The organism is Mucilaginibacter straminoryzae (genome assembly GCF_022953055.1).
Lineage (GTDB): Bacteria > Bacteroidota > Bacteroidia > Sphingobacteriales > Sphingobacteriaceae > Mucilaginibacter > Mucilaginibacter straminoryzae.
In genome coordinates, this window is the sequence record NZ_JALJEJ010000010.1 from 103,792 (window position 1) to 119,014 (window position 15,223).

The 15,223-nt window shown below is 45.3% G+C and carries 12 protein-coding genes; 4 read left to right on the plus strand and 8 right to left on the minus strand.

Translation table 11 applies throughout. The features are described 5' to 3' along the window. Positions 1 to 28: 28 nt before the first annotated feature. A complete protein-coding gene (locus MUY27_RS17610) occupies positions 29 to 592 on the minus strand; it encodes a DUF1440 domain-containing protein (RefSeq protein ID WP_245132243.1) in 564 nt (187 codons plus the stop codon). Between the two features lie 94 nt (positions 593 to 686). Between MUY27_RS17610 and MUY27_RS17615 the strand changes: the two genes are divergently transcribed. Continuing rightward, the gene (locus MUY27_RS17615) at positions 687 to 1,172 is read left to right on the plus strand and encodes a DUF4126 family protein (protein WP_245132245.1); all 486 of its coding nucleotides are present in this window, start codon (positions 687 to 689) and stop codon (positions 1,170 to 1,172) included. Here the strand turns inward: MUY27_RS17615 and MUY27_RS17620 are convergent. From MUY27_RS17620 to MUY27_RS17650, 7 genes are all read right to left on the minus strand, one after another. Next, positions 1,162 to 2,298, minus strand: a complete 1,137-nt coding sequence (locus MUY27_RS17620; protein ID WP_245132246.1) for a mechanosensitive ion channel family protein — start codon at positions 2,296 to 2,298, stop codon at positions 1,162 to 1,164. The two genes, MUY27_RS17615 and MUY27_RS17620, sit on opposite strands and share 11 nt — an antisense overlap. Before the next feature lie 319 nt (positions 2,299 to 2,617). Next, complete coding sequence (locus tag MUY27_RS17625) at positions 2,618 to 3,025, minus strand: OsmC family protein (RefSeq protein WP_245132248.1); 408 nt, start codon at positions 3,023 to 3,025, stop codon at positions 2,618 to 2,620. A gap of 10 nt (positions 3,026 to 3,035) precedes the next feature. Further along, entirely contained in the window at positions 3,036 to 3,446 is a 411-nt protein-coding gene (locus MUY27_RS17630; RefSeq protein ID WP_245132250.1) for a hypothetical protein, read from the minus strand. Between the two features lie 52 nt (positions 3,447 to 3,498). Continuing rightward, positions 3,499 to 4,521, minus strand: a complete 1,023-nt coding sequence (locus MUY27_RS17635) for a PorP/SprF family type IX secretion system membrane protein (RefSeq protein ID WP_245132251.1) — start codon at positions 4,519 to 4,521, stop codon at positions 3,499 to 3,501. Between the two features lie 10 nt (positions 4,522 to 4,531). Then, complete coding sequence (locus MUY27_RS17640; protein WP_245132252.1) at positions 4,532 to 9,238, minus strand: PKD domain-containing protein; 4,707 nt, start codon at positions 9,236 to 9,238, stop codon at positions 4,532 to 4,534. A gap of 235 nt (positions 9,239 to 9,473) precedes the next feature. Beyond that, positions 9,474 to 11,525, minus strand: a complete 2,052-nt coding sequence (locus MUY27_RS17645; RefSeq protein WP_245132253.1) for a S9 family peptidase — start codon at positions 11,523 to 11,525, stop codon at positions 9,474 to 9,476. Positions 11,526 to 11,536: 11 nt separating this feature from the next. Further along, positions 11,537 to 12,775, minus strand: coding sequence for a nucleoside recognition domain-containing protein (locus MUY27_RS17650; protein ID WP_245132254.1), 1,239 nt, complete (start codon positions 12,773 to 12,775; stop codon positions 11,537 to 11,539). Between the two features lie 84 nt (positions 12,776 to 12,859). Here MUY27_RS17650 and MUY27_RS17655 point away from each other — a divergent pair, with 84 nt between their 5' ends. The 3 genes from MUY27_RS17655 to MUY27_RS17665 all read left to right on the plus strand — a co-directional run bounded on the left by MUY27_RS17655 (position 12,860) and on the right by MUY27_RS17665 (position 15,086). Continuing rightward, positions 12,860 to 13,291, plus strand: a complete 432-nt coding sequence (locus tag MUY27_RS17655; protein WP_245132255.1) for a DUF3052 domain-containing protein — start codon at positions 12,860 to 12,862, stop codon at positions 13,289 to 13,291. A gap of 169 nt (positions 13,292 to 13,460) precedes the next feature. After that, entirely contained in the window at positions 13,461 to 13,886 is a 426-nt protein-coding gene (locus MUY27_RS17660) for an OsmC family protein (protein WP_245132257.1), read from the plus strand. An 18-nt stretch (positions 13,887 to 13,904) separates the two neighbouring features. After that, positions 13,905 to 15,086, plus strand: coding sequence for a trans-sulfuration enzyme family protein (locus tag MUY27_RS17665; protein WP_245132259.1), 1,182 nt, complete (start codon positions 13,905 to 13,907; stop codon positions 15,084 to 15,086). Positions 15,087 to 15,223: the final 137 nt, after the last annotated feature.

A 15,223-nucleotide genomic window follows, 5' to 3' on the forward strand; every position in this document is an offset into this window, starting at 1 on the left:
ATATGATTGATTCCTGGAAGCAGCCCCTTTAAAGGGCTGCTTTTTTGTAATATTTAATTTTCTTCAGCAGGCTGCTGTGTTTAAGGGCATCAACCAAGGCGTCAAATTTCCTTTGGCGGCGGCTACCCATGTCCAGCGCATCATAAGCTAAACCCGCGGCCGTAGCATAAACGGCATGATGAAACGCGTCTATTGCGATTGTTTTTGGATCTTCTTCTTTCGGTGAAGGTGCAGCATTTAAGGCGGGCAGCATGACTATTTCGGTAGTCCAGATGGCTGCAAAATGCACTAAACCTGCTTTCCATCCCTTCAAGCCGGTAAGCGCAATTAGGCCACGTGTTACTCCCCATGCAGTGCCGTAAGCCCAATGTACTTCCTGGTTTACTTTTGCTTTGCTTTCTTCGCTGGTAGGTTGCACGTTGGCCACCTGGCCTATTACTTTTACCGGGGCGTCACTTGGCTCGCGTTTGGTGATCTTCATTTCTATCATTTGCGACAGCGTAATGGCCGCGGTTCCAGCCAAACCTGCCAGTAATCCTTTTCCTATGGCGCTACCTAAGTGCCCTAATGCATGTTCTTCACGTATCTTCATAGCTATTTGGTTTTATAGCCTAACAAGCTAAAACACAAATTGATTTAAAAACAAGACCGACCTCAGAAAGGTTATTGAGGATAAACAGCATCTTATGGCACTCGAAACAGGCAAACATTTCTGGCAAACTTTAGGGTTAGGCGCTTTGGCCGGTATGCGTTCTATGTCAGCCCCGGCGGTTACCAGCCATATCCTTAGTCACCATCATGCTAACAAACTGGAGGGTACACCGCTTAATTTCATCCAGTCTGATAAAGTAGCTACAGCGCTAAAAGTATTGGCCATGGGTGAATTAGTAGGCGACAAAATGCCAAAAGCACCAGACCGTATACAGCCAATCGCGTTAGGAGCAAGAATATTATCGGGCGCTTTAGCAGGGGCTAGTATTTATAAGGCAGCTGGCAGCAATGCGGTAGCCGGTGCTGTAATAGGAGGGGCGGCGGCTGTTGCATCCACCTTTGCGTTCTTCTATTTACGTAAAACAACGGTTCATCATACTAAACTGATCGACCCGATTGCCGGAGCGATTGAAGATGCATTGGTATTAGGTGGTAGCACTGTTTTGGCTACTACAGCTTAGGCATATCAGGCGCATTAGGAATTGCTGAAATAAATGGAGGGGGCATGGTAAATTCTGCCCGTACCTTTGGCAAGCTGCCCGGAAAATTCTTTTGAATAAACGAGATCATGTTTTCTCTGAGATAATATTGAAGGTCGACGCTGTTGGATGAATTTGCCGCGCTTATGAGCATACGAACTTGTATAGTATGTTCACGTGCATCTGTCACTTGCATTACTTTAACACGCCCGTCCCAAAGGTTATTCCCTTCTAAAAGCCTTTCAAATTCTTTCCTCAGTTCGTCTACCGGAACGGTGTAGTCCAGGTAGAGAAATACATAGCCGAGAATATCGGCAGAGACGCGCGTCCAGTTTTGAAAGGGCTTTTGAATGAAGTAATTGATCGGCAGGATCAGCCTCCGCTGATCCCACAACCGCATTACCACATAAGTTAAGGTGATATCTTCTACACGGCCCCATTCGCCTTCCACCACCAACACATCGTCTATACGTAATGGCTGCGTAAAAGCAATTTGAAAGCCCGCTAATAGGTTTCCTAATGAAGTCTGCGCTGCCAGGCCGACGATAATACCACCAATACCCACACCGGTAAGTAGACCCGTGCCGATTTTGCGCATGCTTTGGAAGCTAAGCAATATGACGGCTACGGTTAAAAACACAATGATGGCCACAATCAGCTTCCGGATAAATACAATCTGTGTCCTGATCTTTCTTTCCTTCAGGTTATCCGTTTTATTCAGATCGTACCGATGATAAACGTAATCTTCGGCAATACGTATTCCGCTGATCACTAGATTAGCAAATGCTACTGTCAGTAAGATGTTGATCAAATGGGTGAGGGGTTGATAATATTCTTTTTCCATCCGCATCAAAGGCGTGGCCAGGCCAAGCAAAAAAAGAGGGATGAAATAAGCAACCGGCATTCCCAGATGGGTGATGATGGAGCGAAAGATTGAATATTCTGTTACTTTTCGTTTCTCGTAATACTTCAGAAACTTGGTGATGATCCATTTGATCAGTAAACCGGCAACAATGGCAGTAATGGCTACACCGGTATTCCATACGTTTGAGGAAACTTGTCGCGACAGTGTTAACAATTCGGGTGGTATTTCGGTAATTGTTCTCATTGGGGGCAAATGCAAATACCCATTAAAAGTCTGGGAGCAACAAAATGTTTTAAAACAGGGCTTTTAGCATTGTTGCAACAATTAATCTACAATTAACCCGTTATAAATTTAGGTGCCATTTCAAACAGATAACTGACTGTCATCCAATGGTAAAAAGCCCATTGCGCCAATTTCTTAAGCCGAATGTTTGATATATTTGTAGATCGAAAATAGACTATTGCAGCGACAACGCTGTTGATATAAAGAAACTTCTAAAGTTAGAGGTGATTGTTTTAGAGTGATTGAAGCAGGCCGTAATTTATTTACGGCTTGCTTTTTTTTATACCAGTTCGGTTTCTACCATAATACCGCCTACCAGAATTTTATGAACCGGGCAGGCGTCTGCAATTTGTTCAAGACGTTGCTTTTGTTCGTCAGCCAATTCGCCTTCAAAACTGATCTTTCTTTTAAAGAGAGTCCCGGCAGGCATTTTAATCATTTCTACCTCAACCGTTATTTTATCGGCCACCCACATCTTGCGGTCGATGTACATTCTTAATGTGATGGAAGTACAGCTCGCCAGGCTCGCCATTAATAAGCCGTACGGACTTATTGCTGTATCTGTTCCGTTAACATCGGCTGGCTCATCTACAATAATCGCGTGACCGTCGCTTGTAATAATGGTTTGATATTTTGTACGGGCGGTTACGGCATTAGCCGTGCCTAAAGAATCTCCCTGCGGTTCCATGCGGTTTATATTACTCGAGGTTGATGTTTAGTAAGTCCCAGCTGGAACGGCTGTCCGCACTGCCGCCGTGATAACGTATCGTTACAGAAAAGTTAGTTTTCTTTGATTCTCCGTTGCCGATATTTTCGGTATAAGCAGATCTGACCACGAATACCGAATCACCTGTTTTTGCGTAAGAAAAGCCATCGTCGCCAAAATCTAAATTTTTACTGCGCGAATCTTCTTTTACAAATTCTTTAGCCACTTCGTAGGCATCTTCTTTTTCCGGCATTCTGCTTTCGCCGATATGTTCTGCCGTATTGCGCGCATATTTAACAACGATAAAAGCAAAAAGGGCAATGGCAAGGATAATTAGCCATACCCCTGTCATCGCCGTTTTTTTATTCTTAGCCTTACTCTTCAGGTACCTATTTTTCTCCATATTATAAATAACAGGTAAATATCTGATATGGAAAGCAAACAATCAATAAAGGCTAATAAAAATCATAACAATGCTTACCAGTATTGAACCGCGAATAACCATCAGAACGTAAAGGGGTTTCGTAACTTAAGCTGCCTTCTGTAGTGCCGGATGTATTGGTGTAATTAAGCCTGCTGGTACTGGCATCATGGCTGATGCCTAAGCGGAATTTTTCGCCAGAATCCTTGTTAACAAAAATGTCGAATATCAGCGATACTACGAATGCGCTTGGCGTACCACTGCCAGAATTACGATACCAAAGGCCTGCATTAATGCTTTTACGTTTGTACTGAAAGCCAACGTTGATATTTTGTGATTGCGCTTGTTTATACATAATCACGGACGGGATGACATATGATTTTTCGGTTTCATCGATATTTTCATCCTTATTCAAATCAAGCATATAGCTGACGTGTGCCGTGGTGCGGATAGGCAGACGTGCTTTTACACCGGTGAAAGATTCATCGGGGCGGTTTAAGTGCTGCATGGCCCCGCCAACCATAAAGCTGCCTACCACCAGGTTAATGCCTGCACCGGCGTCAAAGTAGAAGCGGTTATCAAAGGCAGGCTTCTCGGCACCGCTAACCGAACCATTGATAATGCCAGTTCTCGAGTCAATCTGATCGCTGAAAACAAGCTTGCTGAAATCTATCGTTCTGTTAGTGATGCCCGCCTGCAAGCCAAAGGATAGAATGAAATCATCAGACCCGACGCTGTAAGCATAAGTACCGGCGAGGCTGTTTTTATTCAAGAAGGCCGTTCCTTCGCTGCTTCTGTTAAACATCAACCCGAGGCCACCCCCAAATTGCGGCACATTATAATCGATAGATCCGGTGAAGTAGGAGAGTGTCCCGCTGCTGATGCCGCTCCATTGGTTACGATAGATCATGTTCATTCGCAGATCACCCGCAAACTGGCCGGTAAGGGCTGGGTTAAGGTATAGGGGGGAATTAAAGAACTGCGAATACATATGGTCCTGCGCATGTGCGCTGCTAAAACCAAGTATTGTCAGTAGGATTAATAAAAGTTTTTTCATCTTGCTCACGTTATCTTAATAAATGTATTACTCCTGTTCTTTTTGGTGCTCCACCGTTGTAAGACATGCCGCGCCACTCGTTACCGTTAATAAAGGTGGCCGTTGCCTGCCATATGTATACGCCCTGCGGTACCGGCGATCCTTTAAAGGTACCGTCCCAGGCTTCAAGCGGTTCTCCTTTTTCGCTTAGTTTGCTGGTTTCAAAAATTACCCTGCCATAATTGTCGAATATTTGCAGGTGGTAATCCTTCAACCCGGAACCCTTTATGGTAAATGTTCTTACCGTCGGCGTGAGGCTGTTAGGCATCATAGCATTCGGCATGAATAATTGGCCGGGTACACCTTTTACCCTAACGTAATGCACTTTGGTGCTATCGCAGAATTGGTTGGTGGTGGTCAATGTCACCTTGTACAATCCGGTATCGGCATAGGTATGGTCTGGGTTTCTTTCTGATGAAACCGCGCTATGGTCGCCAAAGTCCCAACGCCATGAAATGGGGTTATTTGTCGTCCGGTCGATAAATGAGAACTTGTAATTAGGTATTTCAATAACCGAATCCGGGCGAACGGTAAAGTCTGTCAAGGAAGAACTATTGATAGTAATCAGACCAGGCATCACGAGCTGCGTTGTACAGCCGGTACCGTTAGTAACAGTTAGGGTGACGGTGAAAGGTGAACCCTGAAAAGTGGTATAATGATGCACCGGGTTGATCTCACCAGAATGTTCTGATCCATCGCCGAAGTCCCAGTCGAACCGCAAGTCGCTCTGCTGACTAACGCTTTGATCTGTTGTGTTGTTCGTGAAATGGACGGTTAGCCTTTTGCAGCCGGTAGTTACATCTGCTTTAAAGGCAACGACAGGGGCATAATTCACATGGATGGCGATAGGTGCAGAAGGTGCATCTGTAACACAACTATTAGCGGCATGCATCACCACATTATAATCGCCGCCTTTAGCAAAGGTGTGGGTTACATCGTCCGTGCTGGTGGTCGTCAACGGAGGTGTACCGTCGTTCCATTCGTATCTGAAAAGAGATGCGCCTGTAGTACCGTTGTGGAAAGTAACCGTTAGGGGCGAACAACCGCGGGTTTGTGTGCCATCTACAGTTAAACGGGTTACAATATTTCCGGGAGCAACCACTAATTGATATTTTAACGTCGATGCAGCGCCACATTGTGTTTGCGCCGTCATATATACCTGGTAAGTCCCCGGTGTATTAATGGTAAATGGTTGCGCTTCTTTATCTGTCCTGATTTTTTGCGCAATCACGGTACCGGCTGAGTTTAACAAGTAATAAGTGTACTGGTCGTTCGTACCCGGAGATATATTTTCTATATTAACCACAAACGGGATACAGCCGGTAGTTTTATCCGGAGCGATACGGGCTACCGGGGTTTTGGATTGAACCCTGATTGTACCGGTGGTTGTTGCAAAACTACAGCCATTAGTTACGGTTAATTTTACCACATATATAGAATCCTTGCCGTTACTTTGCGCGCTGAATACCTGAGCTGCAGGATTACGCAAGGTAGAGGTAACGCCATTACCAAAATCCCACATGTAACTGATGCCGTCTCCGTCTGACGAATTATTGCTGAACTGAACCGTCAACGGGTCGCAGCCAGAGGCCTTATCGACCTTGAAGTCAGCTTTCACAACGGCTATTTCGTTGCGGATAATAACTTCATCATAATTGTCGCCGCAAGGTGCAATCCCTTTTGAAGACCACCGGAAGGTGTAGATCTGTCCTTCTTTCAGTCCATTAACGTTTGTGTTGAATTTGGTGGCATCGTCGAAAGTGATGCCTGTTTGCCCGGATTGCAAAGTCCACAAGCCCTGCCCACCCGCGCCTAGGTCATTGCCTTCTAACTGAACATTAGCGGCTCCGCATAGCTTTTTATCTGCACCGGCATTGGCAACCGGCGTTTTAGGCTGAACGGTGATGGTAACCGTTTCTGTATTACCCGCGCAATCATCAGCGCCACCGTTTGAAGAAATAACGTAAGTAACGGTTGCAGGTACGGTGCCATTATTCACCAGCACATCTGCTATAGTACTTGAAGTGGTAGGCGTAGCCGAACTATTAAAGCCCGTTAATTGGGTGAAAGTGGATGTTGCTGTCCAGGTGTATTTTGTGTCGGTAACGTTAGAGCTTAAAGCAATATTTGCAGGTTGCCCGCTACAAATCTGTGCCGGGGCAGTTGCTTTAATTACCGGTTTAGGCACAATGTTCACCGTTAGTGTAAACGGATTTCCATCACACCCATCTGCATGCGGAACAATGGTATACGTGATTGTTGCCGGGTTAACAGCACTGCTGTTGGCCACGTTAGGTTCTGTAATGTTTCCACTGCCAGAGGTGGCGAAGCCCGATGCGTTGTTAGATCCCGTCGCCGTCCAGGTAAATGTGCTGTTAGGCACACTCGAGGTAATTTGATAAGCCAATGGGGTACCCGAGCATATCGATTTGGTTGCAGCACTTGTAATATTGTTTACAGGGCGGATACTAATTTTTATACTCGATGTAATGATGTTGCAGTTGCCTGCTAATTTTGTCGGTACGCTGATTGTTAGCGTAACTGAACCCGCCTGTATTTCGGCTGCGGTTGGTGTATAAACCGGGTTATAGGCATGGATGTCTGAAAAACCGGCGGCTGTTCCTCCACTCCAGGTAGGCGCGCCGCTGATGTTGGTCATGTCAGAGACGGTAGCGTTCAGATTAACAGTATTTCCCGGACAAATCAATACATCAGGCCCTGCATTAACCGTAGGTGCATCCTGGAAGTTAATATTCTGCGTAGCTACTGACGTGATACCGCAGGCATTCTTCTGTGCAACGGTAATGGTGTACTTACCAAAATCAGGGAATAGGATAGCCGGATACTGGCTGTTGGCATTCGTGTTATTGACAAACTGGGCTGCACCTGCTCCAGCCGGTGCAGTAACCGTCCAGGTGTAGGTGTCTGCCTGAACCTGGCTGGTCCCCGAGAAGGTAACCTTGGTTTTAGAGTTAGCCGTATTATCAAAGGTCAGGGTTTGCCCTTTGCCGCAGGAAGCAAAGTCTGGCGAAAGCGCTGCCTTTGGTGCCGCGTTCACATATACAATATCGCTGTAGGTTTTTGTGATACAAGTATTGGTAGGCGAAATGATCTGTAATTGAATGGTATAGGCACCCTCTGTAGTAAATTTGAAGACAGGTGCTTTACTGTTTTTATTAGTGCCATTAACAAAACTAACGCCTGTTGCAGGGGTAACTGTCCAATTGTAAACGTAATTGTTAGTACAGGTGTTATCGAGAACGGTATTGTCTGTAGCAGCAACCTGGTCTGGTGCGCAAATAGTATTTTTATCTAAGGTGAATTTCACCGTTGGCGGATCCTGCACGCAGATAGTATGAACAAAATCCTGCGGGTAGCAACCGCTAGCGCTATTTTGTAATCTTACGGCAACAGTATGGCTGCCATTGGTGGTAAACGTGTAGCTGAATTTATCTGTTACTTTCAGATTTGCCGCTTGTTGAACACCATCCACAAACCAGCTGTACAAGACGTTAGGATCTGAACAGTTGGAAGTTTTACTACTTGCAGATTGCCCCGGAAAAGAAGAGTTGGTGAAAATTGTGGCGGTATTGGTACACGTAGTAGCCGGGCCGGTTATACTGTTGGTCGGTGGTTGAAGAATAGCCTGATAGGTGCCGATTTCTGCACTTGACGGGCAGAAGGTATTACTTGCGGTTAGTGTTACTTTGAACGAGTTGGTAACGGTTTGCCCATCCTTTAAACCACAAGAGGAAGAACTGTAGGTATGGGTGAATATCCCGTTTTTAGCTTTAATTTCAGCGAAGGTATAAACGTTATTGGTGCCGTCGCCCCATTTAATGGTGTAAAGCGTACCCGGGAAATTATACTGGATACCTGTAGAAGAAGCAATATCCGTAATACAAGAGGAAACCGCCACGCCATTAACCAGACAGACAGGGCCGTCTGAAATGGTACCGAATGTGGCCCTTTGTATGTTGTTTAGTAGCAGGTATGCTTTGGTTGCTACGGTACCGGTTGGGCCAACGGCTTTTACGAAAACGGTATAATTAGCCGCACGTGCTTTGAAGTTGTAAAAATTAGAGCTAAAGGTGCCGCTGTTTTCGTTTGTTCCGCCAGAAAGATCGTTGAAAAATGTCAGGCTTACCTGCGAAGCATTGGCAGAAGCGTTGGTAAAAGTATAGTTAATATTATCGTCACTGTTACAGTTGCCATAAACTTCGGGATAGGAAGGGTTGAGCGGGGTAGAGTTTACGCCTGCTTTAACAGCATCGCCAGAGGTAATATTGAATGTGGCAGAAGCCGCGCTTACAGTAGCGGGTTTAGTACTTTTTACCCGGACAGCGTACGTTCCCGGTGTGGCATCGGTTGGTATGATACCGTTAATAAAGGTGGCGTAAGAACCGTTGATACCGAAACCATTGTAAGTGCCGATCTTTTTTTCAGCCCCAAAACTCCCGTTGGCATCTGATAGCCAAAGTTCAAAAACGTTGTCTTTAGGAAAACTGCTGGAGGTATAGTCGAGGTTTAATCTTACGGCTATGGTTGATCCCGCTGTGTAGGGGCCAAGATCAATGGCCGAGATGCTTACCGTTTGCGCAAAGGAAACCAGCGAAAAAAGCAAGCAAATCGAAAAAGCAAAGAAAAATTTCAGCCCTTGTGGCCTTTTAATCGTCATCCTCATTTATATCACCCTCTTAAACAAAAGCTGGGGCAATAACAAACCAATAGTCAACAGAATTAGGGCGTTGGATTAGCTTGTACATTGCCGTAACAGCAATTTATGAGGACGTATACGGGGATGATTTAGAAAAGTTGTCGTTATGTTTAAAAAATTATTTTTAAACGAATAGTTAGAAAGTTATTACTGGCGATAAATGTTGTTTATCGCCAGTAAATTTATTTGTGTCAGCTTATAAGGTCTCTTTTAGCCAGTTGAAAAATTCTCGTTGCCATACCAGGGCATTTTGCGGTTTGGTTACCCAATGGTTTTCATCTGGCAGGTAAAGCAGCTTAGATTTAATGCCTTTTAACTGTGCCGCCTGGAAGGCCTCTAAACCTTGTTCAATCGCCACACGGTAATCCTTGCCTCCCTGAACAATCATGATTGGCGTATCCCATTTATCAATGTAATTGCTCGGGTTAAATTTATCGTAAGAACGTTGGGCTGTTTTGTTGTCCTTATCCCAGTAGTTACCGCCAATGTCTTTATTGGCGAACCATAGTTCTTCGGTAGTTCCGTACCAGCTTTTTAAATCGAAGAGGCCATCGTGGGCAATAAAGGTTTTGAATCTTTTATTGTGGATGCCCGCTAGCATGTAAACAGAGTAACCACCATAACTTGCACCTACGCAGCCTAAACGGTTCTTATTCACAAATGGCTCTTTGCTGATGTCGTCGATGGCAGACAGGTAATCTTTCATCGGTTGGCCGCCCCAATCACCGCTGATCGCCCTGTTCCATTCCACACCATGGCCCGGCATTCCCCGGCGGTTAGGTGCAATTACGATATAGCCTTGTGCAGCAATAAGCTGGAAGTTCCAACGGAAAGAGTAGAACTGCGATAAGGCGGATTGCGGGCCACCCTGGCAATAAAGTAAAGTTGGATATTTTTTAGCGGGATCGAAATCCGGCGGGTAAATTACCCAGGCCAGCATATCTTTATTATCCGTTGTTTTAATGTGTCGTGCGTCAACGCGGCTCATCGCCAGGCCGTCATAAATATCGTTATTGATACGTGTTACCTGGGTCATTGCGCCGTTCGCAGTATTTACGGCATAAAGTTCTGCAGCATGGTTCATGTCTGTCCGGTGGACGTAAACGGTATTTCCTTTTTGTGCCGCGATGCTGTTGACGTCCCACTGCCCGTGCGTGATCTGCCGGATAGCCTGCGGCGAGCCGGGTGCTACCCGTAAACGAAGGTCGATCTGGAACAACTGCTCAGTCCCGTCTTTCACCGCAACAAAAAAGATGCGGTTGCCGTCTTCACTAAATTTGAACGAACTCACCGTTTCATCCCATTGGGCGGTCACGTTTACTTTGTTGCCGCTCTTCACATCCATCAGAACGATGTCGTTCTTGTCCGCTTCGTAACCATCCTCTTTCATGCTGAGCCAGGCTAACTTTTCTCCGGTCTTGTTGAAAGCCGGGTTGTTATCATAGCCGTTCATTCCATCGGTAAGGTTACGGGTAACGCCGGAAGTCAGATCGTATTGATACAAGTTGGTATTGGTGCTCTGGGCGTAGGCTTTGCCAAACTTCTTCTTGCAAACGTAAATTACACTTTTCCCATCCGGACTGAAGATCAGGTCTTCGGCACCGCCTGAAGGTTTTTGCGGCGTATCATACGGCTCATTCGCCATAATATCCTGCTCATTCGTGATCTTACCATTATCATAATCGGCTACAAACACATGCGAAAATTTACCATCTTCCCAGGTATCCCAATGGCGATAATTCAGATCGGTAAATACGTAGGCGTTAGACTTAGGCAGATCTGGGTAGCGGTCTTTACCCTGAACTTTTACCACCAGTACTTCGCGGGTAAACATAATCTTTTTCCCATCCGGCGAAAGCTGTACGTTATCGGCATCTGCCAAAGGTTGGGTAGTCAGTTTGGTCACGTGCTCGCCATTCTGATCCATCCGCCAAAGGTGATCCTCAAAAAAATAAATCACGTTTCCATCAGGTTCAACTTTGATGATCTGCCTGCTGCCGGGTTCTTTAGTAATGGCAACGGCCTGCCCGCCCGCAGCCGGTATCCGGTATAACATGTTTTCGCCTTTTGCTTCGGCCATGTTATAATGCGTAACGCTATAAATAAAGCTTTTACCGTCTGCCGTAATATTTTCACTTCCTAAGCGACCGAGTTTCCATAACAGTTCGGGCGTCATCTGCTGTTTGCTTTGCGCCGAACTTTCACTAACTGCCATACCTAATAATAATGCGTAAAAAAGATTTTTCATTGGATTAAAAACTATCTGCCGAAGAACAGGTAACACACAAAAATACCCACGATAACGCCCACAAGGTCGCCCATCAAACTGATCGGGATCACATACCTTGTTTTCTTGATACCTATCGCGCCAAAATAAAGCGCAACGATGTAGAAGATGGTATCCGAAGAGCCGTACAGCACACTGGCCAGGTGACCGATAAAATTATCCGGGTTCGGTTTAATCAGCGAGATCATCATGGCCCTGGCCGCCTGCCCGCTCATAGGGCGTACCAGTACGATTGGAATCACATCAACAAATGAGGTATCAATATGAAACAGGCCGAAAAAGTAACGGAAACCCGCCGCAATAGCATCCAGCACACCGCAGGTACGCACCAGGCTGATCGCTGCCAGTAAGCCGACCAAATAAGGGATAATTCTAACCGAAGTTTCAAAGCCGCCCTTGGCACCTTCTATAAATGCCTCGAAAACATTTACCTTTTTATAAAAACCACCTACAATAAAAACCACCGGGATAGTGAGTAGCATTACGTTACTGAACACCTTGGATACCTCGCTGATCTGTTGTTTCGACAGGTATTCTGCGAAGTAAAAAACGATACCACCGATAAAAAGCGTCAGACCGCCAAGCCAAGCCAGGATCACTTTATCGAACAGGTTGATCCGTTGTTTGATAGATACCAGTATCAGGCCGGTTAAGGTAGATACGTAGGTGACGATGATTATAGGAATAAAAATATCACTGGGGTCTTTAGAGCCGAGAATGAAACGTTGCGCAATAACGCCTACAGGTAACAACGTTAAGCCCGAAGCGTGCAGCACCATAAACATTACCTGCGCGTTCGAAGCCTTTTCTTTATCCGGGTTCAACTGCTGCAGGCTTTCCATGGCTTTTATGCCCAGGGGGGTAGCGGCACTGTCCAGGCCGAGCAGGTTAGCCGAATAGTTCATCAGCATGGCGCCGTTTGCGGGGTGGTTCTTAGGAACTTCAGGAAACAGACGGCTAAAGAACGGGCCAACAATGCGCGAAAGGAAATTGATCGCTCCGGCTTTCTCCCCAATGTTCATAATGCCCAGCCAGAAAGCCATGGTACCCGCAAGCGGCAGGGCGAAATCCATTACCGAAGCTTTGGTGGTATCAAACAAACCTTCCACCATCTGCTTAAACAACTCTGTATCGCCAAAAAATATCAGTTTAACCAAACCGACGGCAAAGGCGATCACAAAAAAAGCTATCCAGATATAATTTAAAGCCATTCGAATTAAAATACAGGCCAACAAGTTAGGGGTTTTAGCTGTATTTTTATTGACAGTTGTTAAATTGCTTGATGTAGACTGATTATGGATACTGTTAAATTAAAAACCACAGGTTACTCCGGAACACCTCTCGCAAAAAAATTAGGGATTAAACCTGGCTTCAGGTTGAAATTGATTAACCCGCCTGAGTATTACATGGATCTTTTTCAGAATGATCTGCCTGCCGACTTGTATTTCGACGGCGTTTCAGCTCACGATATGGTTCATTTTTTTACTAAGGATAAAAAAGAGCTGTTCGATCTTCTTCCGTTATTAAGAACAGCTATTACGCCGGCCGGCGCTATCTGGGTATCATGGCCAAAAAAGGCATCAAAAGTGCCTACTGATATTACAGAAGATTTGATCAGAAATTACGCGATTGAACAGGGCTTGATAGATGTAAAAGTATGTGCCGTTGACGAAGTATGGTCGGGCTTGAAGCTGGTGATCCCGGTTAAAGACCGAAACAACGGCTAACCGCATTTCACAGGTCACGGTAATCGTTTATCCGGATAGAAAGAAGGGGCCGAGAAAGTTTATTCACGGCAGTGTTATTTATTGGGCCGAATTGGCCCGATTTACGCTTTTGAAACAAATGAATAGCGATAAAATCCTAACTTAGCCTTCAATAATTGTTACTAAAGTTATGCCTTTAATAGAACTAAAAAGAGTAAAAGGTGACTTTGGCTTTGAAGCAACGGATTCAAACGGTCACACAGTACGAATGGATACCAGCCCTGAAAGTGGCGGCTGGGATTTTGGCGTTCGCCCGATGCAGATGTTGTTGATGGGACTTGGAGGTTGTTCGGGTATCGATGTGATCAGCATTCTGAAGAAGCAGCGTCAGGATGTAAAGGATTATAAAATGGTAATCAGCGGCGATCGCGAACCAAATGTTGAACCGTCTTTATGGAAAAATATTACGGTTGAATTTCACCTTTACGGCGATATAGATGAAGATAAAGCCAAACGTGCGGTAGATCTGTCTATTAATAAATATTGTTCTGTAGCTGCGACCCTTCAAAAATCGGGCAGCGAAATTCAGACTAAGGTATTCATTCACAAAGTATAAACATATTCTTCTTATCATATGTCTAACGAATTAGATCCGCTTAGCCTGGCGATCAGGTTAAGGGCTCCTCAAACATTACAGAAAGAGCACTCTACACCGCTCTATCTTACCAGTAGTTTTACTTTTGATGATGCCGAGATGATGCGTGCGGCATTTGCTGATGAAAACGACGAGAATATCTATAGCCGTTTCAGTAATCCGAATGTAGATGAGTTTATTGCGAAGATGTGTATGCTGGAAGGTGCTGAGGATGGTTTCGCAACTTCTACAGGAATGGCTGCCGTGTTCGGATCGTTTATGGCGTTACTAAAACAGGGCGACCATATGATCTGCTGCAGCTCTGTTTTCGGCAGTACGTTTACTACAGTGACCAAATTTTTGCCGCGTTACGGCATCACTTGTACTTTAGTTGCCGCTAACGATAAGGAAGCCTGGGAAGCCGCGGTACAGCCTAACACGAAAATGGTATACCTGGAAACGCCAACCAATCCGCAATTAGAGATCATTGATCTGGAATGGGCCGGACAGTTTACCAAAAAGCATAAACTGATCCTGAACGTAGATAATTGTTTTGCAACGCCGTTATTGCAACGTCCGGTTGATTTTGGAGCCGATCTGGTGATCCATTCCGCAACCAAATGGATAGACGGGCAAGGCCGGGTACTCGGTGGTGTTATCGTAGGGCGCGCCGATCTGATTAAAGAAATCTATCTTTTCTGCCGTAACACAGGCCCGGCAATGTCGCCGTTCAATGCCTGGGTGTTAAGCAAAAGTTTGGAAACACTTGATGTGCGGATGCAGCGCCACTGCGAAAACGCTTTGCAGGTTGCTAAAGCGCTTCAGCAGAATGAAAGCGTAAGCTGGGTGAAATATCCGTTCCTGGAAGGGCACCCGCAGTATGATATCGCCTTGAAGCAAATGAAAGCAGGTGGGGGCGTACTGTGTTTTGAAGTGAAAGGTGGGGTAGAAGCAGGCCGCAAATTCCTTAATGCCCTGAACATGCTTTCTGTTACCGCCAACTTAGGCGATAGCCGTAGCATTGCTTCGCACCCGGCAAGTACAACGCATTCTAAACTTACTGAAAAGGAACGTTTGGCCGTAGGCATTACACCGGGGCTTATCCGTATCTCTACAGGTTTGGAAAAAGTAACCGATATTATTGCGGATATAGAACAGGCTTTAGCTGCTGCGGCAGTTTAATAGTAAATCAGATATTTAACCAGAGGGGGGATTGAATAGTTATTATTCAATCCCCTTTTTTTCTTTATAATTAATAGGTAAAATGCCACTGCCTATTATTAAAATCACAAAAATTAAACTCGGTGTACATAATAATA